A 21,619-nucleotide genomic window follows, 5' to 3' on the forward strand; every position below is an offset into this window, starting at 1 on the left:
AGGGACTTTCTTATGAGAATCAAGTTGAAATTATAAATCTGTGTAATATAAGCACATTAATTGTTCTTTTGTAGCTTGAAATAAAAGCTGCATTGGCTTACAAAAGATTTTTTCTGAAGGAGGTTCATATACTTGGAATTGAAAAGAACGTGCGATATTTCTTAATTCTACATTACTTGAAAGTACAAGAATATCTTTCTGCCTATAGTGGTAACTAAGGGTAGATAAAATTAATTCCTCTGTAATTTGTTTTTTTGTATCTTCTCCGAATTCGTTACTTATGTTTGTAGATTCTAGAGAAAATGGAAACGTAATAATTTCTTTTTCAACACAATATTTTAAAGTCATGTAAATTGGATCTTTTTGTAATGAATGATATGTAGACTCATCTATTAACAAATTTGCCATGTCTGGAATTAATTTGAGTATAATTGGGAATTTCTTGTATATAGTTTCATCTATAAAAAAATACCCACCCTTTTCATGATGTTCTTGTATGGCTTGAATAAAGGTATGTTTAAATGTCATTATTGTAGGTATAAAGGATAATCCCCCTTGTTTATGTAAAAACTTTTTTGCTCTTTCTAACCAGTCAATTCCCTTTAAAAAACTATGATCATATTTATATTCTGTTTCAAATGGCAGCTTAGGGGTATAGATAGTATTAAAAGCAGTATCATATGAACGTTGTTCGTTTTCTCCATAGTTTTTTATAAATTGATAGCCAAATGTTTCAGCATTTTTTTTTCTTTCTATATGAAATGGTGAGAGAGTGGAATTTAAAAGATCTAAAGGATTTAGTTTACCCTTTTCATCTGTGAATCTACGGTATTCTCTATGATATAAATAAAAATTTTTAAATTGTTGATAGTAGTAAGGATTGTTTTCAATAGAAGAATAATTTCCTCCCGATTTATCTTGCTCAAAGAATTCAAGAAAATGTTCGTATTCAATAAGTACTAACCCTTCCTCATCACAAGGTATAATAAGATCCTCTGAGAGTTCAAAGTTATCTAAATGGACACTTCGTGAAAGTATACGAGCTCCACGATCATTTGATAGAAATAAAACTTTTTTATCATTTTGATTTTTTTCTTTTATATAACTCGCAATAATTAGGTCGTCAGGTGATTCAGGTTGAAGATTTAATGATTCAGTAAAAGTTTTATCTGTTTTTAAAAAAGAAATAGGTCCGTTTGAAATTTGATATTCTTCTAATTTCTGTAGTGCGTAACGAGCTTGTTTACCTGCTTTATTGCTGGATTTTTTCAACCCATCTAACTCATCATATACTTTGCGGCTAATTAATAACTTATCTTTTGATTTTATTAAATCTAAAATAACGGGGAAATCCATAATTAAATTTGTATCTATACCAATGTAAAATCCACAATCACAGTAGAATTTTAATCTTGCTTTAAATAGATCTAGAAACTCTAAGTATTCACGGATCTCAAAATCATTCCAGTAATCTTTGTATTCGTATAAATTGTATGTAGTTATAGTCATATTAAACTCCTATATATTTAATGAATTTATGTCATGTTAAAGTGAGAATCTATTTGAATGTAGATTGGCTAGATGGTACTAACTATAATTCTATATATAACAATTAAATGAATCAAGCTGTATTAATAGAAATATTTTTTAACATAATATGAATTATCGATTTGAGGTGAAGGGAATTGCCCAAGATATGCATAGCGATACATAAGATAGTAGTATTAAGTAGAAGGAGGTTGTAATGAACAGAAAAAGAACCCTATAGGGTTCTTTTTCCTGGCATATTAACAGTAAGGAGAATCATGAAATGCTACTTTCAAATCTTTATTAGGGGAAAGATTTAGAAAAAGCTTAACATAAATCTATTTTTACATAAATGTAAGATATAGTAAATTGATAATGTTTATACTTACTATTACTAATATTCAATTAAGAACATTAACACTATGTATATAGTGTTAATGTTTGTTTAGAGCAGTATATATTTAGATATCCAATAATAATTCCAAGTTGGTCATATAAGACTAACTTGGAGTTTGTATATTACAACACAAGTAAAAAAATCCATAGGAAATATAATAGACATTTAAATAATTTAAAAAGAAAGTCGATATGATTAATTATTATAAGCAGAATATAAATAAATTGCACAAACAAAGGCCCTGCAAAAATACAGGGCCGGATACAGGGTTAAGGGAACGCATAGTTTCTTAAAATCATATTAGCATATATTCTTTGTATAGCTACATGAGGATTTTGACAGAATTAAGAACAAGACAGAAAATCTGTAGGAAAGCAAATATAGTGCTGGAAATGTGATTTTAAATTAAGCTATAGATATATTGAAATGGATGAAAACTCTTGAGTACCATGATTAAATTGCCTTTAATTATGAGGTTTTTGGATCTTACTGAAAAGAAAAAATGTTTTTTAGATTAAAAGAAGAAAAGACACCTTTTGGGTGTCTTTTCTTTAAGTAAACAGTTCACATATTGCTGAATTAGATACGAAACCATAATTCGACTACGAAGTAAATCCTAACATAATCTGAACAGAAAAAATATGTAATATTACATTTTTAGTTTTTAATTATTTTATGAAATATAGAGCAGCAACGTAAACAAAAAGGGCATGCAGTCGTATCTGCAGCCCTTTTTAGGAGGAATTCAAGACACCATTAGGACACGTATTGGTAAACAGGTTCAAAAATAGTATGTGTGAAAAGAGAAAGTCCTATACCAAAAGTAGACAGGACCTTATCTTTTTTACATTTTAAAAAATGAAATGCTGTCCTTTTGAAATCAGTACAGCACACACTTGGTTTGAAATGAAATTAGAAAAAGTATACATGAAAATGGCAGACAACTATTTTGTTGCCTGCCGGTGCCAGTGGGTTGAATGAGTTAGTCAATTCAATAAATTGTGCTATCCCATTACCAGAAGAGTGAAGCCGCTAGTTCAAACGGCTTAGACATAGTTTGTCTAATAAAGAAAAAATTATGAGTAGAAATTTTGTTTGCTCTATATGAAAAGATAAATAGATATTCATCAGACAAGGATAATTTAGCATATCTTGAATAGGGTGTAGGAACGAATTAAGGAAAAGGAATTTTGTTTAGGAAGGGACTGACTCAGGAGTGGGACTTTCGGGCAGGGTTTGGGGAGCAATGATTGCCTTTGGCATTGCGACTAATATCGTTGCTTGTATGATGGCAGTATACATTCAAAAATATGAGCTAATGATAAATCATCTTATAAATATTTTATTTTTAATAATTATCTCTTTAACGTTTATAAAGATGAAAATTAACAGATGGGTGGCTTTAGGATTTACATTAGTTGTAATAGAGAAAGGTATTAAAGCGGGCTATGACTTCTACACACATAATTATTATAGTGTCAGTTGGAGTTTAGCTATCATTGTCTATTGCATATACGAGATGGAAAAGTATCATATTGAAATAAACGAATAGGCGCAACAAAAAGGTGTTAGTAGGTGGAATTCTTTTTAAAATACTATATAATTAACTTTGGGGAAGGTAATGTTAGAGTATTCGTTTAGCATTATCTTTATATTTGATAAACCATGAAATCGAAAGATTTTGTGGTTTATTTTATGAATAATAGATATTACAGTATTAGCAGTGAGCTATCGATCATTATAAGCATTAGAAGAGAAGGGATTAAAAGTCTAACATCGAATAACAGTTCCGGAATATAGTGTTGCGAAATGATCTCCCATATCCCAAACGATACTTGCTTGTATATAGCCCTTAAAGCCTTCTGAAGAATAATAAATCTCTTTTGGTATACTTTCTTTAGTTTGGAAATGTGCTTTAGAGTATTTTACAAAATGGTTTTTAATAACTTTTGATTCGGGAACAATAGTGTTTTTTTGTTCCAATGTTGGCCTAGCACTAGAAGGTGGTATGAATTTTACAATGTCTTGGTAATTAGGATCTAAGGTGTCAGCTTGTACACTGTGTGACGAAACAAGGGTGCTTAAACTACTTCCCGCAATTAAAGTTGCAAATGCTAACTTTGAGAATTTTGTTAATCTACTCATTCTATAATCTCCTTTTTATTATTTTGTAAGGTATCTCCTTACACCTCACAGTCTATATCCACTACAAAAGGGTGTACATACATATTGATAGACAAAATTCTACAAAATACCGCATGTTTTTGGGGTTATGTATAATAATCCAATATTTAATAATTTATCAGAAGAAAAAAGTAGGTCTTATATAAAAGAAAATGAATAATTTATGCAGGGAATGTATATAAAATTATTGTTTAAATATTCTAAAATGAGTTGATAAAGATGTGGAATTGTTTTTTTAGAAAATAAATGATTCTAAAGGTTAAATTTAGAATTTTAATTCTCTTTTTAAGTTTATTTTTTCATTTTAGCCAAGAAGACTCCTTCCTCAAGGAACGTGAAGGGTCACAGCCCAGTGAGTAGGTGGGAGATGAATTGGCTTCGAACAAGGGATGGCAGGAAGCTATCTTAATTGTTCGACATATAAAAAGTATTACTTTACTATTTATCGAATATACGTTTGGTGTGTAATGGTCATATACCGAAATGGAGGTGAATTAAATAATGATGAATAAAGCCTATAAGTTTCGTATCTATCCAAATCAAACACAAGCAATTCTAATCAACAAAACGATTGGGTGTTCTCGCTTTGTATTCAATCATTTCCACGCATACAAAGAGACAGGAAAAGGCTTGACCTTATGGTACATGCTCTGCCAAACTACCTGCCATGAAGAAAGAGCTTGTTTGGCTAAAAGAAGTGGATAGTATTGCGATTCATTCGTCTGTTCGCAACCTTGCGGATGCTTATACGCGCTTTTTCAAAAAACAAAACAGTGCACCGCGCTTTAAATCTAAGAAGAACAACTTACAATCTTATACCACAAAACAAACCAATGAAAACATTGCCGTTGTAGGGAACAAAATAAAGTTGCCGAAACTAGGCCTTGTTCGATTTGCCAAAAGTCGTGAAGTAGAGGGACGTATTGTAAATGCTACAGTTAGACGGAACCCTTCTGGTAGATATTTTTTGTCACTATTAGTTGAAACAGAAATACAAGAACTTCCGAAAACACATTCTTACATTGGAATAGATGTAGGACTAAAAGATTTCGCTATTTTGTCAGATGGAACACACTATGAAAATCCGAAGTTTTTCCGATCATTAGAAGATAAGTTGGCAAAAGCACAGCGTGTGCTTTCTAGAAGAATGAAAGGATCTTTTCGCTGGAATAAACAACGAGTAAAGGTAGCTAGAATTTATGAATACATATCAAATACTAGAAAAGATTACTTGGACAAAATTTCAACTGAAATCATCAAAAACCACGATGTTATTGGTATAGAGGATTTGCAAGTATCGAATATGTTAAAGAATCATAAGTTAGCAAAAGCAATTAGTGAGGTATCTTGGTCGCAATTTCGATCCATGTTAGAATACAAAGCAAAATGGTATGGCAAACAAGTCATTGTCGTATCGAAAACATTTGCTTCCAGCCAATTATGTTCTTGTTGTGGATGTCAAAATAAAGAAAACCTACGTGAATGGGACTGTCTTTCTTGTCGTACACACCATAATAGGGATATTAACGCAAGTATCAATCTAAAGAATGAAGCGATAAGGCTTCTAGCCGCAAGGACTGTGGGGTTAGCCTAATCAATTAAAGTTCTATCGAACTCTAATTGATTAGGAATCCCTCACTTCTAAACGAAGTGAAAGTGGGGATGGTTCAATGTATCATTAGATTAATCTCACAGAATGAGAAAATGTAATATGGCCCTATTTGAAGGATTTTTTTATTATTGGTAATTTCATGTACCGTATTTAAAAATAAATCCAATTGGGAAGAAGTGAAGCAGGATGAGCTTCCTACAAAAGTGAAAGAAAAACTTGCTGCGAAATAATAAAAAGGATTTGGCCTTAAAGGTCAAATCCTTTTCTGTTTTCAAAATCTTTTTGTGAAATGAATATAAATCCATATCTTTTAAATTGAGCCGTTGTTCCGCCGTAACTAGTTTGTTTATTTCCACTAATTACTTAAGTTTTATCATTTTTGCACCAAAACTTATCTGTCCATTTGGTAAGGCATCGAATAAACCTTATGTATACCACTGCGATTTCTGATAACTTACATGTATAGTTATCACTCAATATAACAAAAATGTAATGTTAATGAAATGTAATTCCACCGATACTAGTAATGAAATTATATAAAATGAAGGGGAGTTAAAGAATTTTTATAATGAAAAAGGAGAATTATTAATGCGAAATATATTAAGTGTAGAAAAAATTGAAAAATATTATGGTAATAAAGATAATGTAACAAAGGCTATAGATAATATTAGTTTTTAAGATTTTTAATTACCCCTAAAACGAAAAAGTTATTTCTCTACAGTCATTTATGAAAAATTAATCGAATTTCTTTTTTACAGATGATTGATTTTTAAAAATTATACTCAAGGGTTAGGGTTTTACAATAACTTTTATGAACTATTAATACTTCATAAAAGTTATTGTGAATTTTGTGAATGAGTGTTTTTGACTTTCTACTTTAATAAATCCATGGTGAGCTTCGATAATTGATTTCGCTAGTGCTAAGCCAATTCCAATGGAGCCTTCTTTATTAGAATTTTTTGTTTTGTAAAATCTATCGAATATATATGGCAAATCTTCTGATGCAATACCTTCACCAAAATCTTGAATTATTATTTCAGTATGAATAGGAGAGTCTGTGACTTCAAAATAAATAGAACTATTATCATTTGAATGTTCAATGGAATTCTTTAAAATATTTAATAAAGCTTCTTGCATCCAAATACTGTCATGAAAAAGTGATATTTTTTCATTGGTTTTTAAATGTATGTTCATATTTTTTTTATTTAATTTACTGTTCAAACTAGCAATGACCTCATAAATTGTATCAATAATATCAGAGTTTTCTTTTTCAAATAGTATTGCTCTAGCATCTATTTTTGAAACTTTTAATAAATTATGTATTAAAAAGTTGATTCTTGAAATTTGAACATCATTATTGTGTAAAAAATGATATTGTTGTTCATTTAATTTACCTTGTAATAAGATATCATTGTTCACTGTTAGTGTTGAGAGGGGTGTTTTTAGTTGATGAGAAATATCTTGTAAAGTTTGAATTAAAAATTGTTTTTCTTCCATTAAATTATGCATACTTTTTCTAATAACATGTTTCAGTTTATGAAAAGAATTAGCAAGTTTAGCTAGATCACCTTCTCTATTTTCCTTAATATCAATGGTGTAATCACCTTCAATAATTTTATTCGCTGCAGCTGTTACATTTCTAATTTTTAAGAAAAAAGATTTATATTGTAAGTAATTTAGAAAAATTAGGATTAAGCTGAACCCTATTGCTCCAAGGAACATGTATATATTGTTTTGGGATATATGTTTATTTAAATAAGGAAAAAGTCTTGAATCCAATTCGGCAGATAGACCATATTGTTTTAATAGCATTTCTCCATCACTGGAATAATCTTTTTTATTGGCTGTATCATTTGTAAGTGCTTGTATTATTTCGTATTCATTTTCTGGGTTTTGTTCAATTAGTTTTCCAGTAATTTCACTCCAAATAGTAATATAATCATTTTTTAAATGGTCATATAGAATATGAACTGTGATAACTTGATATATAATAAATAAAAAAGAGATTAATGCTAATGTAAGTATATTAATTTTTATTTCTCTATTTATCATTAAATTACTCCTTACTGACGTCTTTATTCCAGAAATATCCGACACCTCTTTGTGTGATTATACAGTCAGGATTTTGTGGATTATCCTCAATTTTACTTCTCAATCTTTTTACATAAACAGAAAGAGTATTTTCATCGAAAAACACTTCACCTTCATCTGCTATTTTTTTCAATATCTCATTTCTTTGTAACACTTTATGAGGATTTAGCATTAACGTTAATAAGAGTTTGTATTCTAAATGTGTTAAATTTATACTTTTCTCATGCTTAAAGGCTCTGGCCGCTTCAACTTCAAGCTGTATATTTTCAGACTTCAATATAGTATTAGAAGCTGTTTTAATTTTTTTTCTTAATTGTACTTTTACTCTAGATAATAGCTCTTTTACCCTGAAGGGTTTTGTTATATAATCATCTCCACCAATATCAAGGCCCATTACTACATTTGCCTCTTCATCCAGTGCTGTGAGAAAAATAATAGGTATATCACCTTTTCTTTTAAGATAGGTACATAAATCATACCCATTTCCATCTGGGAGTCCAACATCCAATATAGCTAAGTCAAATTTATTATTTTCGTATTGGTCTTTTGCATCTTGTACAGTAGAAACTCTTATGACCTCAAGTCCTTCTCCTTTTAGAGTAAACTCAATAGCCATTCCTAGATCGTTATCGTCTTCAACGAATAATACTTTATCCACAGTATCTCTCCTCATTTGTCTTTGATTATGGCAGTATTTTAGATTATGACAGTTATTTTACACGTTGATTGGCTAATTTAAAATAGTTTGGTATGGAAATGGATTTTTAGAGGCTTTTCTGAGTATAAGCATAATACCCAAATCGACTTAAAGCTTTTCAGTACATAATGAGATACAACAATTACTTAAAGCAGAATATTTATGTAATTCATACATGTACTTGCTTATATTTTGAAAAACCTTGTAATAGTGTCTTGTTGAATTTGTACGTTTTTATACAATCAGTAAAGTTTTGTTTAAGTTATTTTATACAAAAATGTTAAATGAAATTTGAATTCACATTAATTATGTAAATGAATTTTAAAAAACAGATCATTGAGAATAAGAGCCGAATGGGAGCGGATTTTTGAGAATTTGAAAAGTATGTGTGTACTTAAATAAGTGTATAAAAGCCGTTTAATTTTAAAGTATATCTTAATCAGAGTTACGAGTATATAAAAAGTTAGATTTAGTAATCTTACTAAATTGTAAGATTAAAGTATATATAGTAAGACAAGAGTTATTCAATTAACAATTAAAGACGTCTATACTGAAGGTAATCATTCTTTATTAAGACTTGTAGCATTTTAGCCACTGTTTATATAAAGAAAAAACCTACTGTTCTAATCCCAGATTAAACATAGTATATGAGGAGGAAGAAAATGAAAAAGGTAATAGGATTTCTAGTAGTAACAGCAATTTTTATAGGTATAGGGTTTGCTGTAAATCGGTATATAAATGGTCCCTCACAACCAGTAAACGGTATCATGGTATCTGGAACGAAAGAAAATATATCAGCTGTCAAAAATCTGTATAAAGATCAAAACGTAAGAACAGCAGATTATAGTTATAAATTGGTCACAGAAATAATAAAACAAGAATTCACTACCGAACAGAAAGAAGAAATTAAGAAAGAATGGAAAGAAAAAGGAGGAAATATGACTGAAGAAGAGATAGACAAGGAACTTAATAAACCATCTGTTAGAAAGAAACAATATGCGGTTATTACAAAATCTACAGCTGAAAAATTCTTAAAAAAAGGAATTATAAGAACACCCTTATCTAAAGAAGATAGTTCAATGACTTCAGCCTCGGTAAAAGAAATAAAAGAATTAGCGAATGAAAAAAACATATTTTATAGAAAAAATGCGGAAGATGGGGAAGTTAAGGATGGAAATTTAAATTTAAATGGACAAATGATACCTGTTCAACATATTGAACAAAATAATTGGATTGGCTATTTTTCATCACCGATAGTAATTGTTAATGAGGAAACATATAAACAATTAAAAGAAAAAGAAGTAAGCCTTTCGTTAATTCAGTTTGCAAAAGAAAATTTTGATTATAAAAATAAAAACAAAGTAAAAAAGGTGGTCGACTACGTTTCAAAAGTGTATGCAGTGAAAGACGAGAATGGTGAGCACGATAAGGATAAAATCTATTTTGTAGAGATTCAAAATTAATCTGTGAAAAGGATGAGTTGTATGGAGGTTGTTAGATTAGAAAATGTAGTAAAAACATATGGAGAGGGAGAAACGCAAGTACAGGCGTTAAAAGGAATTAATCTTTCCATTCATAGAGGAGAATTCGTAACCATAGTTGGAGCATCAGGTTCTGGTAAAAGTACCTTATTGCATATTTTAGGAGGGCTGGATCGTCCGAGTTCGGGAAATGTGTTTATAGGTGATGAAAATATCTACAATTATAAAGATAATGAACTCTCTATTTTTCGCCGAAGAAAAGTTGGATTTATATTTCAGTTTTTCAATTTAATTCCTGTCTTGAATGTACAAGAAAATATTGCTTTGCCAGCTCTATTGGACGAAGAACAGGTAGATGATCATTACTTGGATGAAATTATAAGAATTCTAGGGTTAAATGAAAGACGAGATCATTTGCCTTCTGAATTATCGGGTGGTCAACAACAAAGGGTATCTATTGGTAGATCCCTTATAAATAAACCCGATATTATCTTAGCGGATGAACCAACCGGAAATCTAGATACAAAAAATACAAAAGAAGTTCTGAATTTATTAAAAGTAACGGCTAAAAAATATAATCAGACGGTGATTTTAATTACTCATGACCCTGCTATCGCATCAAACTCTGATCGAATTATAACCATTACAGATGGCATGATTATTTCAGATAAAAAGTTAGTGCAAAATCAAGAGAAATGTGGAGGGGAGGAGTATTGATTCATAGTTACAAACAGTTAAGTCAAAAATATCTCAGAAGTAATATAAAACGTACTCTGCTAACATTAACAGGTATTATTCTAGCATTGGCGCTAATAACAACGATTGGACTTTTTTTTAATAGTGGATACACTTCGGGAATTGAAAATGCTAAAAAAGGTTCTATGGGTTCTGCAAATATTTCAGTTGAAAATTATAATCAAAAGCTTTTCAATATGATAAAAAGTAATCCGAATATATCTTCTTATGGCATCATAACTCCAGGAGAGGTGCTCCATGTTGATGATATAGCTGTCTCTTATATGTATGCAGATCATCAAGCATTGAAGCTGTTACAGTCTAGTATTCCTGTAGAAGGTAAGCTGCCTTCAAATGAAAGCGAGGCTGTTTTGGATAAATGGATGCTGCCTTACTTCGGTCCCAATCTTAAATTAGGTGGTATGTTTACTATTCATGAAAAAAAATATAAACTTGTTGGTTTGCTAAATAAGTCTAGTAGTACTCAGGAAAATAAAACTGGTCAATTATTTACATATAAAAATAATTTCAAAGTTGGTGAAGGTAGCGTATTGATTGAATTGCATAAGTACGCAAACTTTGATGAAGTTGAAAACCAATTTAAATTATTGACGAATAAAGAAAATATAAGAGTGAATGACGAATTAAAGAGAGCCTTAAAGCCTAGTGTGGAGATAATGGTGGCAGCCGCTATTAGTATTGGGATTGTTGTGATTTCTACAATTGTTATTATTTACAATGCATTTCAAATTAGTATAGTAGAGCGAATGAAACAGTTTGGGCTATTGAGGAGTATAGGAGCTACAAAAAAACAAATCAGAAAAATTGTGATAAGAGAAGCAACATTTCTTTCTATTATTGCTATCTTTTTTGGGATTTTGTGTAGTATATTAGTAGTCTTTTTACTTAATCAAGTACTGATAAACGTACTTAAAAACTCTATGGGATACACAATTAAATTAGATTGGTTAATTATATGTGTAAGTTCGTTAATTACATTGATAACTGTTTATATTTCAAGCTATTTTCCCGCTTTTTTTGCAGGTAGAATTTCACCGCTACTGGCCGTAAGTAGCCGATTGGCTATAAAAAAAGAAAAAATAAAGAAAAAGAAGAGAACAAAACTAAAGAAACCACTATCTTTTCCGTTAAGTATGGCATTGAAAAATATCCAAAGAAATCCCAATAGATATACAGTTACAATTTTGTCTATTATTATAAGTAGTGTACTGTATATCACGTTTACGTTTCTCATAGATACTGTCATTCAGCGTAAACAACCGGAAATTCAAGCTCTAAAATCGGATATATCAGTTACGGTTAATTCAAATTTAGACAAGCCTAGCATAGATCGTATGAGTCGAAATATTTATAAAGTTAATAACGTAGAGAATCTGTACAAGCAATATCAGGCAAATGATTTTTATACGAAAGTACCAAAAAATAAACAAATTAAAGAATTACAAGGAAATGAATCGCTGTATCATAAAGTAAAATACAATAATCAGACTGTAGAAATTATGGAAACACAAATAAAAGCATACGATGAGAATAGTTTAAAGAAACTAGCTGAAAATGTAACTAGTGGAAGAATTGATATTTCAAAATTAAATCGTGAAAAAGAGGTTATTTTAGTAAAGCAAGCTGCATCAAATGATATGAATACAAGTAAAAAATATATAGGTTCTCTAAGTACTTTTCAGGTAGGGGATGAAATCCAAATAACAAGTCGACAGGAAAGAAAACCTACAGAGGAAATCTCTTACAATGAAGACAAACTAGAAACTTTAAAAATAGCTGCAATTGTAGAATTAGATATTTTTAATATGAGTAGAGTGATGGATACCATAACTTTTATTACTAGTGAACAAATAGCCGAACATATTACACCATCTCCACAAAAATTAACAGGTTTTGAAATTGATTTAGAGAATCAATCTCAGGCTGATGCTACAATTTTAGATATACAAAAGAAACTGAGTGGAGATGCATCTATAGATGTAAAAAATAATATTGTTCAAAGTAATTTCCATACAGACAATATACTTTATATAAAAATATTAGGGTACGGATTTATAGCTGTTATTACACTAATTGGTTGTGTAAATATTTTAAATACCATCACAGTCAGCATCATTATGAGAAGAAAAGAATTAGCTGCTTTAAAATCGATTGGTATGTCGCAAAAAGATTTGAAAAAGATGGTTATATATGAAGGACTTCTGTACGGTTTCTTTGGAAGCATACAAGGGATCTTTTTCGGCTGTATGCTGTCGTATATTCTTTATGTAGCACTGTCAAATACGGTGTCGTTTGAATGGATTATTCCTTATCAATCTAGCTTTATCACATTTATAACTGCACTGTTGATTAGTTATGTATCGGTACTAATTCCGCTTCGGAAAATTAAAAAGGATAACGTTATAGATGTAATTAGAGAAGAATAGCAGTAGTTAAAATAATATGTGATTCTGAAGTTCAACTGAGATACGTATAAAACGATTGGTAATCTGTATTATATTTCAATTATAGGTTTTTTAGCTAAAAATATCTGCCTGACGATTAACAAATAGCTGATTACCTAAATGCTATAAGACCCGACACGAACGAAAAAAGAAAATTGTACGTTTAGGGGTTCAGCCACATCGCTATCAAGCTAGGGTTTTGAAATACCCCCAATTGTAAAAAAACGTTATTCTTTCTAAAAAGCTAAATAGAAAGGATGACGTTTTTTTATGAATCTTTCGATTCAAGATGAATTACAACTATTTTCTGAAAAAATAAAGCGATATATTGCACCCGCATTTTTAGCAGAACTTGCAAGAGAAATCGGATTTATAAAGCGAAAACATAAGTTTTCTGGCTTAGACTTAGCTACGATTTGTATTTGGATCAGTCAACGAGTAGCAAATGCTCCCTTAGTACAATTATGTAGTAAACTTCATGCAGCCACTGGTACCTTACTCAGCCTTGAGGGCTTAAATACAAAGGCAGTTTTGTTTTTACGACATATTATTCTTTATTGTTACAACAAAAACGCTGTGAACAAACACAGACTTTAGCATTTAAAATACATAAATATGTTTGTGCGGTAAAATAAAATATGAATACCATCTTAAAAAACTTTAGATAAATGTTAAAAAAAACTTTAGATAAACTTTATTTTTTCTTTCTATAATTCATACATGAATATGAAAAATCTCTTTAAAAGATACACAACTTTTTTTGTAGTATCCAGGGGTTAAATGACCTTTATTAAAAGGGAAAATCTACAATTGACAAGGAGAACACTTTATGAGTAAGAGAATAAACGAATTAGATTCAATACGAGGACTAGCGGCTATCACAGTGATATTTGGACACTTTTGTTTAATGCTACCATCGTTGCCTAATTCTATTAAATTTTCCCCGCTTAGGTTTTTATGGGCTGGTGGGGAAGCTGTAATCGTTTTTTATGTACTCAGTGGTTTTGTGCTATCTATGGCACTCTATCATTCAAAAACAAATTATTGGGGATATTTAATTAAGCGATTTGTACGAATCTATATCCCTTATTATTTCTGGATATTCATCACCTTTGCTTTATTTATTTTATTTTCACCATATGAAGTTACGGGACTACGAGATTGGTTCTATGATAAATGGCAAGGGCCAATAACAAAATTAGATCTTATGAATCACTTTGTACTTCTTAATAACTTTTTTACGGATAATTATAATCCGGTTATCTGGTCATTAGCTCAAGAAATGCGTATATCTATCGTGTTTCCCTTGTTATTCCTTCTGTTTTATAAACAGAGTTGGAAGAAAACGATACTGTTTGCTATGAGCTTTTCTTTAATTGGTATTTTCCTTAATATGTTGCATATTGGGAAAGCTGAGGGGTTTTATAATGGTTATGCCGATACACTGCATTTCACATCTATGTTTATGGTTGGAATGCTACTTTTTAAACATCAGGAAGAACTTACTCAATTATATAAAAGTATGAAAAACTTAAACAGAAAACTTCTTATCGTATTAGGGATCTTTCTATATCTATATTCCATTATGATTTACGGGCTTTCTAGTAATGATACTACTTTCTTATTAAAAGATTGGGGTGTCGTAATTGGTGTTAGTATAATAATCATTATGGCAATGAATAACCTAAAGGTAAAAGATATTTTAAATAAGGGTGTATTTGTATATTTAGGGCAAATTTCATATAGTATCTATTTATGTCATTTTCCAATCACGATGGTACTCTTTAAACTTTTGTATGCAAAGATACCCACCCTTTTTCTTCTTATTTTATGTATTACAATGACAATACTTTGTTCTATATTTTCTTATCATTTAATTGAAAAGAAATGTATCAATTGGGCAAAACAAAGAACAGCAAAGTTCAAAAAAAAAGTGTGACATTTGTAGGGGTACGGAAACGATTCAAAGAATTCCCCGCTTTGAAAAATCCTCCAATTCAGGCGGTTGTTTTTCTTTAAATTACTATATTAAACTTTGCACTAAAAAGAAATAATTTTGAGTCCGAAAAGGTACGGATTTTTAATACGAGGAGGAATATATGAAGGATACGATTAAAACACGGTTTATTATATTATTCTATATTGGTATATTGGGTTTAGGAACCATGCTTGGAATATTTTATGATAAGCATAAAACCAATATTCAAAAAAAACAAGTGATTGCTGCCGAAAAACGTTTATTGCAATATGAGCTCACCTTGAAAAAAGAATTAGAAAAATATAATTTAGGAGAGAAAACAGCAGTTTTATTAGGAATTATGTACCAAGAGAGTAGAGGTGAGGGAAACGACCCTATGCAGTCTTCTGAATCACTTGGATTAAAGCCAAATGAAATTCAAGAGACAAGCCTGAGCATTAAACAAGGGGTAAAACACTTTGCTCAAATGTACAAATATGGAACGGAAAAAGGTGTTAGCATGGATACAATTATTCAAAGCTATAATATGGGACCAGGGTATATTGATTTTATTGCGAGTCAAGAAGTTAAACAACACTCGGAAGATTCGGCCAAAAATTTTTCTAAGATGAAAGTTGATCAAAATCCAGAGATGTACACTTGTGGTGGAAATAAAAATAATTTTAGGTATCCATATTGTTATGGTGATTTCACATATGCAACAAAGGTAAATGAAAAAGCAAAACTTATTGAAGAACTTCTCCGAAAAAATCCAAAATATAATTCGGAAAATTTTTAATGTAAGAACTTTAAGATTTATGTGAGAGATCTATTAAATCAGGTCATAGTGACCCGTATTCTAAAAATAGTTTAATCAGTATGGATAATTTTGAGAATGTTCAATCTATCCTTATTATTGTAAAATTATATTAATAAATGTTAATGTACACATAAAAAACAGGATAGTTCCTATAAAAAGTAAATACAACAATGTCTAGGGGGGGTAATGGTGGGAAAAATAGTTTTTTTAAAAAAATTAGATAAGAAACTAATATTCATTTTATTCATATTATGTGTCACCAGTATTGTTGCAATATACAGTAGTCAGCAAACCGGGCAATACGGTAACCAAAATTTTGCTATGAAACAAATGGTAAATTACGCCATAGGTTTTGTTCTATTGTTAATGGTTGCCAATATCGATTTAGATCAATTACAAAAATTAGCCTGGCCGATTTATATTGTGGGGTTCATCTCAATTATCATTTTAAAGGTATTACCAGTGTCAAGTTTTACACCTGAAATATTAGGGGCAAAAAGATGGTTTAGATTTCCAATTATTGGTGCTATTCAACCAGCTGAATTTTTTAAGCTTGCCTTACTTCTTCTGGTCGCAAGTTTAGTCGTAAAACATAATGCACAGTATATGGCACGGACATTTAAAACTGATTTATTTTTGATTGGTAAAATATTTTTGATAACTATTCCACCTGCGTTACTTGTATATAGTCAACCCGATACGGGAATGGTGTTCCTATATATAGCAGCCATTGCATGTATTATATTTATGTCAGGAATTCAAAAAAAGTTAATCGTACTATTTGCAGGGATTCCGATGACTGTATTGTCTGCTTTAATATTTATATACGAAAAATATCCAGATATTTTCTTCAATAAGTTAGTTACTTTATTAAAGCCCCACCAACAATCGCGAATTTTAGGCTGGTTAGATCCATTTCAGTATACAGATCAGGGATATCAAACTCAACAAGCACTTTTAGCTGTAGGTAGTGGAGGGATAGAAGGAAAAGGCTTCAGTTCTGGAAATGTTTATATTCCAGAAAAACATACTGATTTCATTTTTGCCACAATTGCCGAAGAAGGCGGTTTTATAGTTGCCACTTTTATAATATGTATATTCTTCTTAATGCTTTCCCGAATACTTATAATTGGTAATTCCGCAGATAATTTATTCGGCACCTTACTATGTGCAGGAATTGTAGGCGTTCTAATGCTACAATTTTTTCAAAATATCGGTATGATTGTGGGATTAATGCCTGTCAAAGGTATTGCACTTCCATTTTTATCATATGGCGGAAGCTCTTTATTTTCGAACATGCTAATGATGGGGCTTATTCTATCCACACGAAAAACATACAAAGAATATATGTTTTCAGTGAATCAGCACTAAATATCAAATAAGAAGTACTTATATCTTAAACTATTCGTAGAATAATATGGGATGAATAAAAAAGGTTACAGAGTTATAATTAAGTATTGTTAATAGACAGAGGGAGGAGAATAATAAACATTCTTCTCCCTTTGTCTGTAATTAGGGTTTGCATTATAAATATAGATTGTAAGGAATTGCTGGAATGAGTTTTAAGGTTACAAAGGGGGAGCACGCACATTTTAACTCATCCATACACATAAAGCGACTAACTCCTTCGCTTGATACTTACTAGTTCGTTGTACACAAGATCTCGTAAGATATTTGGAGATAAACAGCTTTGAATCTCTTGAGCAAATAGTTGTAATTCATCGGAAACAGAAATAGACATACAAAAACGCCATCCTTTCCTATGATTATACAGAAAGAATAGCGTATTTTTTCGTTTTAGGGGGGATTTTGTTGTATTATCTTGATAGCGATGTGATGATAGCCCTATTAATAAACTATAAAAAAGATTGATAAAAATAAGCTATTTTACCTCATGCAAATACATGATTTTGCAAATAAAATTCATTTTTTTACATATAAAGAGTTCAACCCAAATTATTTCATCGTTTTTATCAAACTTTATATTAATTCCCAAAATGATTGGTTTGATTAACTATCTTTCTTTAAATAATGGTTTGGTCTTTTCTAAAAATGATTTAGTACCTTCTCTGAAATCCTCTGTGGACGCTATCAAACCGAAATAATCTGCTCCAAGACGTGCCGACTCTTCTAAAGTTAAATTACCTCCCCGATGAATTGCTTCCCAAGTCATTTTTACTGCGATAGGAGCCTGAAATAGAATTTCTTGGATAAGCGCTTCTGCCTCTGATAATAATTTATCAGGCTCAACAGTCCTATTAACCAGTCCTATTCTATAAGCTTCGTCTGCGCTTATCGCGGTTCCAGTGAGCAACAGTTCTGTAGCACGCCCCTTACCTATAAGTCTGGGCAATCTCGTAGTTCCTCCAAATCCGGCAATAGCTCCAATACGGACTTCAGGATGTCCTAATCTAGCATGATTAGCACAAATACGAATCGTACAGGATTCAGCTAACTCTAGTCCACCTCCTAGTGCAAATCCATTGATGGCAGCAACAACCACTTTTCCTAATGACTCGATTTTGTGAGTAACCGTAACAGCCAACTGAGCTAAATCCCGTACTTCTAGTGGAGTGGCTTTATTGAGAAACTGAATGTCAGCACCTGCGGAAAATGCCTTTTCTCCGGCACCGATAATTATCAATGCTTTTACACTTGAATTAGTTTTAACCCTGTCCAAGGCGGAGGAAAGTTGCTCAAGAACATCTCGGTTTAACGCATTTAGTGATTCCGGTCTGTTTAATGTAATTCTTGCAATACCATTTTCCTCAGTGTAGAGGACGGCACTTTTGTTTAACATTTTAATCCCTCCAATAGTTTAGTGTGCAGACACAAAAGGCTACTAATTTCTATTGCTTCTTTTATAACATTAAGAGAGGATTTTTACTGAAATGTCATCCTCGATTGATTGCTCGTTCATAAGTGAGATTATATTTAGAATATAGTGCGCAATTCAAAAAAGTTTTTTATTCATCAATTTAATCTCATAGGATGCCCTTGTGGCGAACTAGCATTTTTAACCACGACTAATATTCAGACACTGAACCTATCCCAAAAACCGCTTTAAACCGCTTTCAATGTAAAATGTTCTTCTTTGGACATAAAAATCCTCTTTAGGAAAAAATACTCAAGGGGGATTAGAAATATGGAGGGATCAGTCCGGATTGGTCACTACAATTTAAAGAATAACAACTAAAAGGTACAATGGGAGCATTTTTGTTACTAGTTGGTAGAGTTATTTTCTTAAAACATAAAAATACATAAAAAGAGAAGTAAGGATGAGTTACGTAAGATTGAATATGATTACACGTAGTGAGAAACAAGAATTAGAAACGTGTATGATGTATTGATGGCTACACGTTATGGGGGAGGAAACTTGTTATTGGAAAAAGTATTTAGTGAAAACAAAAATTGAAATGTTTATATAAAAAACCTCCCAAAGGAGGTTTTTTATGAAGATAAACGTTTTGAAGCAGTCATCTTTTTAACTTTCATAATAATTTCACGTTCTAACATTTCATTTTTCTTACCAATTCGGCTTCCAATAAAGAAAACATCGATTAAAGCCCAGAAACCAAGTCCGCCAAGAGTCAGTGTCATGGCAATTGCCATACCAAAGTCACGTGCGTAGTAGCGGTGACCACCAAGTCCGCCTAGAAAAAACCAAATTAGGTAAGCAAGTCCTTTTGATTTTTTCTTTTTCTCAAACTCTGAAGTAACAAGAACCATTTGATCCGTTGTTAAGTCCTTTTTCAATAGTAGGTTATCCATTAAAATTCTCCCTTTAAATGTAAGATATAATCATTCCGAATATAAATATATCATAATATTAAATTTAATGTAATAACCCAGAAAAATATTATTGGTAATTCAAAAATTAATGGTTAAATATAATTTAAAGAATATGGTCAATCATTTGTGTGAAATAGCTTGTGTATACCATTTGGGATACTATAATTAATTTTCAATTTCATTTCAAGAACAACGGAAACAAAAGAGAAATCGAAACGAAATCATGAAAGAAACTATATTAAAAATACTATGATTTAGAAATAGAAAGGGGCTCATCAAATAAAGATGACATTGGCAGATCAGTTTCAAGTTGTCTAAAATTTAAAGCACATTTATAGAATCATGGAAAAATAAGAGATTGTTTGTTCAGTTCGCATAGCGAATCTGTTATTTAATTAAAACAAGAGATTAAGAAATATATAACATACATAATTATTATAGATGCCAATGGAATTCAAAAAAGATGAAACTGTTAAATACAGAAATATTTTTTTGATGTTGCCTAGCTTTTTTAATGTCCTTTACAAAGGAGACAGATCACTTTTTAAGAATTCGTTGTTACTATATATATAATTATTAAGAGTATGTTTGATGGATCAGTATTTCTCAATAACAACAGCTATACATCCCATTTACATTTATTGTATGTAAGGCGTATGCTAGATTTAGTTGTAATAAATGGAAGGGAGCTGTGTTTTTGAACAGAAAAGTTTTTTCTTCAGTTTTACTATCGTCACTTTTGTTTTTAGGGGTAACTGGTTCAGGAGGAGTAGAGGCTTCTATGATTACACAAATAAAGTATAAACAAGGCGGGGCAAAGTACATATATACAAATGCACCAGAAAGTGTATACGATAATCCAAATATGGGATCAAGCTTTGGAGCTGGTAAGTATGCTTACTACACAAATGAAAGAATATTAGAAGCAAATCAAGAGTATAGTGCTGAATTTTTTAATCGAAATTATACTGGAGGTCAATTGAAATTTGGATATGCTATACACAATGAAGGTCGTCAACCGCAAACTATAAGAATTAAAAATAGTGCTGTAAATGCAGCATATCCGGTTAGTTCTGATGGTTCATGGGATATAATGGGCATTACATCTAGTACTATAGTTCAATATGGAAATAGTAACAATGATCAAGCTATTACTATTCCAGCAGATGGACATGTATTTATATTAGAAAAAGATGTAGAAGATACTTTTGCAGTTAATGGAAAAATTAAGTTTATTCCGAACGCAAAATTAACCCTACGTCAATTTGTTTCAAAGAAAAAACCAGATGGACAGTTCTCTAGCCCATCAGAAATTTTTGATCCTATAAAAATAACACAGGTTAAAAATTATAATAAAACTACTTCAACTGCTAATTATAATTACGATGAAAGGTATGCTGTTATTGATAATGTAACAACAAGTACCTTTTATGTAGGTTCAAAGACAAGTAAAGCATATCCTCAACCTCGTGTTGGTATTAATGAATACGAAGCACCTATATGGTATCTAGAAAATTCAAACCCGACGCTTGAAGGAAACTATGGAATTGTTTATGATTTTCAATTTAAAAATGCGGCAGGAAAGAAAATTAGAATTAAGCCTGAAATTATTTCAGAAAATGATAAGTCAACCGATCCAGAGAAATTCCCGCCACTAGCATTTTTTTCACAAGTAACGTACTGGACTTCAGGAACTTGGAAAAGTACAACCAAATTAACTAAACCTGATCAATATCATTATATAACTATTCCAGCAGATCAACATGTGAAATTTATATTACCGGGTGGTAATAATGGCAATAACCTTTTTGAAATTATAGAATAATGTTTTGGAAGTTAGAATTAAATAAATAGACAGGGT

Annotated in this window: 14 protein-coding genes and 5 pseudogenes; 12 read left to right on the top strand and 7 right to left on the bottom strand. The window is 30.9% G+C overall.

From position 1 onward, the window contains the following. Window positions 1-30: 30 nt before the first annotated feature. Window positions 31-1,509 (bottom strand): PIN domain-containing protein, encoded by a 1,479-nt coding sequence (locus tag MR107_RS05705; protein WP_242292128.1) that lies wholly within the window; start codon window positions 1,507-1,509, stop codon window positions 31-33. A 1,631-nt stretch (window positions 1,510-3,140) separates the two neighbouring features. Here MR107_RS05705 and MR107_RS05710 point away from each other — a divergent pair. Beyond that, complete coding sequence (locus MR107_RS05710) at window positions 3,141-3,476, top strand: hypothetical protein (RefSeq protein WP_242292129.1); 336 nt, start codon at window positions 3,141-3,143, stop codon at window positions 3,474-3,476. A 218-nt stretch (window positions 3,477-3,694) separates the two neighbouring features. On the opposite strand, the gene MR107_RS05715 is transcribed toward MR107_RS05710, so the two are convergent. Then, complete coding sequence (locus MR107_RS05715) at window positions 3,695-4,069, bottom strand: hypothetical protein (RefSeq protein ID WP_098395968.1); 375 nt, start codon at window positions 4,067-4,069, stop codon at window positions 3,695-3,697. Between the two features lie 540 nt (window positions 4,070-4,609). Between MR107_RS05715 and tnpB the strand changes: the two are divergent. Together tnpB and MR107_RS05725 are read left to right on the top strand one after the other, a co-directional pair. Continuing rightward, window positions 4,610-5,702 (top strand): annotated as a pseudogene (tnpB, locus tag MR107_RS05720) (IS200/IS605 family element RNA-guided endonuclease TnpB). Between the two features lie 606 nt (window positions 5,703-6,308). Continuing rightward, window positions 6,309-6,395, top strand: a pseudogene (locus MR107_RS05725) (ABC transporter ATP-binding protein); the annotation flags it as partial. Between the two features lie 144 nt (window positions 6,396-6,539). Here MR107_RS05725 and MR107_RS05730 read toward each other — a convergent pair. Continuing rightward, a complete protein-coding gene (locus tag MR107_RS05730) occupies window positions 6,540-7,772 on the bottom strand; it encodes a sensor histidine kinase (protein ID WP_242292130.1) in 1,233 nt (410 codons plus the stop codon). A gap of 4 nt (window positions 7,773-7,776) precedes the next feature. After that, entirely contained in the window at window positions 7,777-8,469 is a 693-nt protein-coding gene (locus MR107_RS05735) for a response regulator transcription factor (protein WP_000362055.1), read from the bottom strand. A gap of 701 nt (window positions 8,470-9,170) precedes the next feature. Here MR107_RS05735 and MR107_RS05740 point away from each other — a divergent pair. The 7 genes and pseudogenes from MR107_RS05740 to MR107_RS05770 all read left to right on the top strand — a co-directional run bounded on the left by MR107_RS05740 (window position 9,171) and on the right by MR107_RS05770 (window position 17,337). Further along, a complete protein-coding gene (locus MR107_RS05740; protein WP_242292131.1) occupies window positions 9,171-9,971 on the top strand; it encodes a lipoprotein BA_5634 family protein in 801 nt (266 codons plus the stop codon). 21 nt (window positions 9,972-9,992) lie between these two features. Beyond that, window positions 9,993-10,706, top strand: coding sequence for an ABC transporter ATP-binding protein (locus MR107_RS05745; protein ID WP_087965828.1), 714 nt, complete (start codon window positions 9,993-9,995; stop codon window positions 10,704-10,706). Further along, window positions 10,703-13,171 carry an ABC transporter permease gene (locus MR107_RS05750; RefSeq protein WP_242292132.1) on the top strand — a complete coding sequence of 823 codons (2,469 nt, stop codon included), beginning with the start codon at window positions 10,703-10,705 and terminating at the stop codon, window positions 13,169-13,171. Before MR107_RS05745 ends, MR107_RS05750 begins: the two co-directional genes overlap by 4 nt. A gap of 288 nt (window positions 13,172-13,459) precedes the next feature. Next, window positions 13,460-13,776 (top strand): annotated as a pseudogene (locus MR107_RS05755) (IS4 family transposase); the annotation flags it as partial. Between the two features lie 242 nt (window positions 13,777-14,018). Then, a complete protein-coding gene (locus tag MR107_RS05760) occupies window positions 14,019-15,128 on the top strand; it encodes an acyltransferase family protein (RefSeq protein WP_242292133.1) in 1,110 nt (369 codons plus the stop codon). Window positions 15,129-15,288: 160 nt separating this feature from the next. Next, window positions 15,289-15,945, top strand: coding sequence for a lysozyme family protein (locus tag MR107_RS05765; protein WP_242292134.1), 657 nt, complete (start codon window positions 15,289-15,291; stop codon window positions 15,943-15,945). A 207-nt stretch (window positions 15,946-16,152) separates the two neighbouring features. After that, window positions 16,153-17,337 carry an FtsW/RodA/SpoVE family cell cycle protein gene (locus MR107_RS05770; RefSeq protein WP_242292135.1) on the top strand — a complete coding sequence of 395 codons (1,185 nt, stop codon included), beginning with the start codon at window positions 16,153-16,155 and terminating at the stop codon, window positions 17,335-17,337. A 224-nt stretch (window positions 17,338-17,561) separates the two neighbouring features. Here the strand turns inward: MR107_RS05770 and MR107_RS05775 are convergent. The 3 genes and pseudogenes from MR107_RS05775 to MR107_RS05785 form a co-directional block, all read right to left on the bottom strand. Continuing rightward, window positions 17,562-17,707, bottom strand: a pseudogene (locus MR107_RS05775) (IS4 family transposase); the annotation flags it as partial. Between the two features lie 273 nt (window positions 17,708-17,980). After that, a complete protein-coding gene (locus MR107_RS05780) occupies window positions 17,981-18,766 on the bottom strand; it encodes an enoyl-CoA hydratase/isomerase family protein (protein WP_242292136.1) in 786 nt (261 codons plus the stop codon). A 650-nt stretch (window positions 18,767-19,416) separates the two neighbouring features. Then, complete coding sequence (locus MR107_RS05785) at window positions 19,417-19,737, bottom strand: TM2 domain-containing protein (protein ID WP_000369371.1); 321 nt, start codon at window positions 19,735-19,737, stop codon at window positions 19,417-19,419. A gap of 112 nt (window positions 19,738-19,849) precedes the next feature. On the opposite strand from MR107_RS05785, the pseudogene MR107_RS05790 reads away from it, so the two are divergent. Together MR107_RS05790 and MR107_RS05795 are read left to right on the top strand one after the other, a co-directional pair. After that, window positions 19,850-20,109 (top strand): annotated as a pseudogene (locus tag MR107_RS05790) (IS3 family transposase); the annotation flags it as partial. Between the two features lie 340 nt (window positions 20,110-20,449). Further along, window positions 20,450-21,583 carry a copper amine oxidase gene (locus MR107_RS05795; protein WP_242292137.1) on the top strand — a complete coding sequence of 378 codons (1,134 nt, stop codon included), beginning with the start codon at window positions 20,450-20,452 and terminating at the stop codon, window positions 21,581-21,583. Window positions 21,584-21,619: the final 36 nt, after the last annotated feature.

Origin of the sequence: Bacillus cereus group sp. BfR-BA-01441 (assembly GCF_022663075.1) — a bacterium.
In the GTDB taxonomy this organism is placed as follows: domain Bacteria; phylum Bacillota; class Bacilli; order Bacillales; family Bacillaceae_G; genus Bacillus_A; species Bacillus_A cereus.

Bases quoted from the DNA above. Each gene is read 5' to 3' on its own strand.
- MR107_RS05705 (WP_242292128.1), bottom strand. From the start codon at position 1,509: ATGACTATAACTACATACAATTTATACGAATACAAAGATTACTGGAAT.
- MR107_RS05715 (WP_098395968.1), bottom strand. From the start codon at position 4,069: ATGAGTAGATTAACAAAATTCTCAAAGTTAGCATTTGCAACTTTAATT.
- MR107_RS05730 (WP_242292130.1), bottom strand. From the start codon at position 7,772: ATGATAAATAGAGAAATAAAAATTAATATACTTACATTAGCATTAATC.
- MR107_RS05740 (WP_242292131.1), top strand. From the start codon at position 9,171: ATGAAAAAGGTAATAGGATTTCTAGTAGTAACAGCAATTTTTATAGGT.
- MR107_RS05745 (WP_087965828.1), top strand. From the start codon at position 9,993: ATGGAGGTTGTTAGATTAGAAAATGTAGTAAAAACATATGGAGAGGGA.
- MR107_RS05760 (WP_242292133.1), top strand. From the start codon at position 14,019: ATGAGTAAGAGAATAAACGAATTAGATTCAATACGAGGACTAGCGGCT.
- MR107_RS05765 (WP_242292134.1), top strand. From the start codon at position 15,289: ATGAAGGATACGATTAAAACACGGTTTATTATATTATTCTATATTGGT.
- MR107_RS05770 (WP_242292135.1), top strand. From the start codon at position 16,153: ATGGTGGGAAAAATAGTTTTTTTAAAAAAATTAGATAAGAAACTAATA.
- MR107_RS05780 (WP_242292136.1), bottom strand. From the start codon at position 18,766: ATGTTAAACAAAAGTGCCGTCCTCTACACTGAGGAAAATGGTATTGCA.
- MR107_RS05785 (WP_000369371.1), bottom strand. From the start codon at position 19,737: ATGGATAACCTACTATTGAAAAAGGACTTAACAACGGATCAAATGGTT.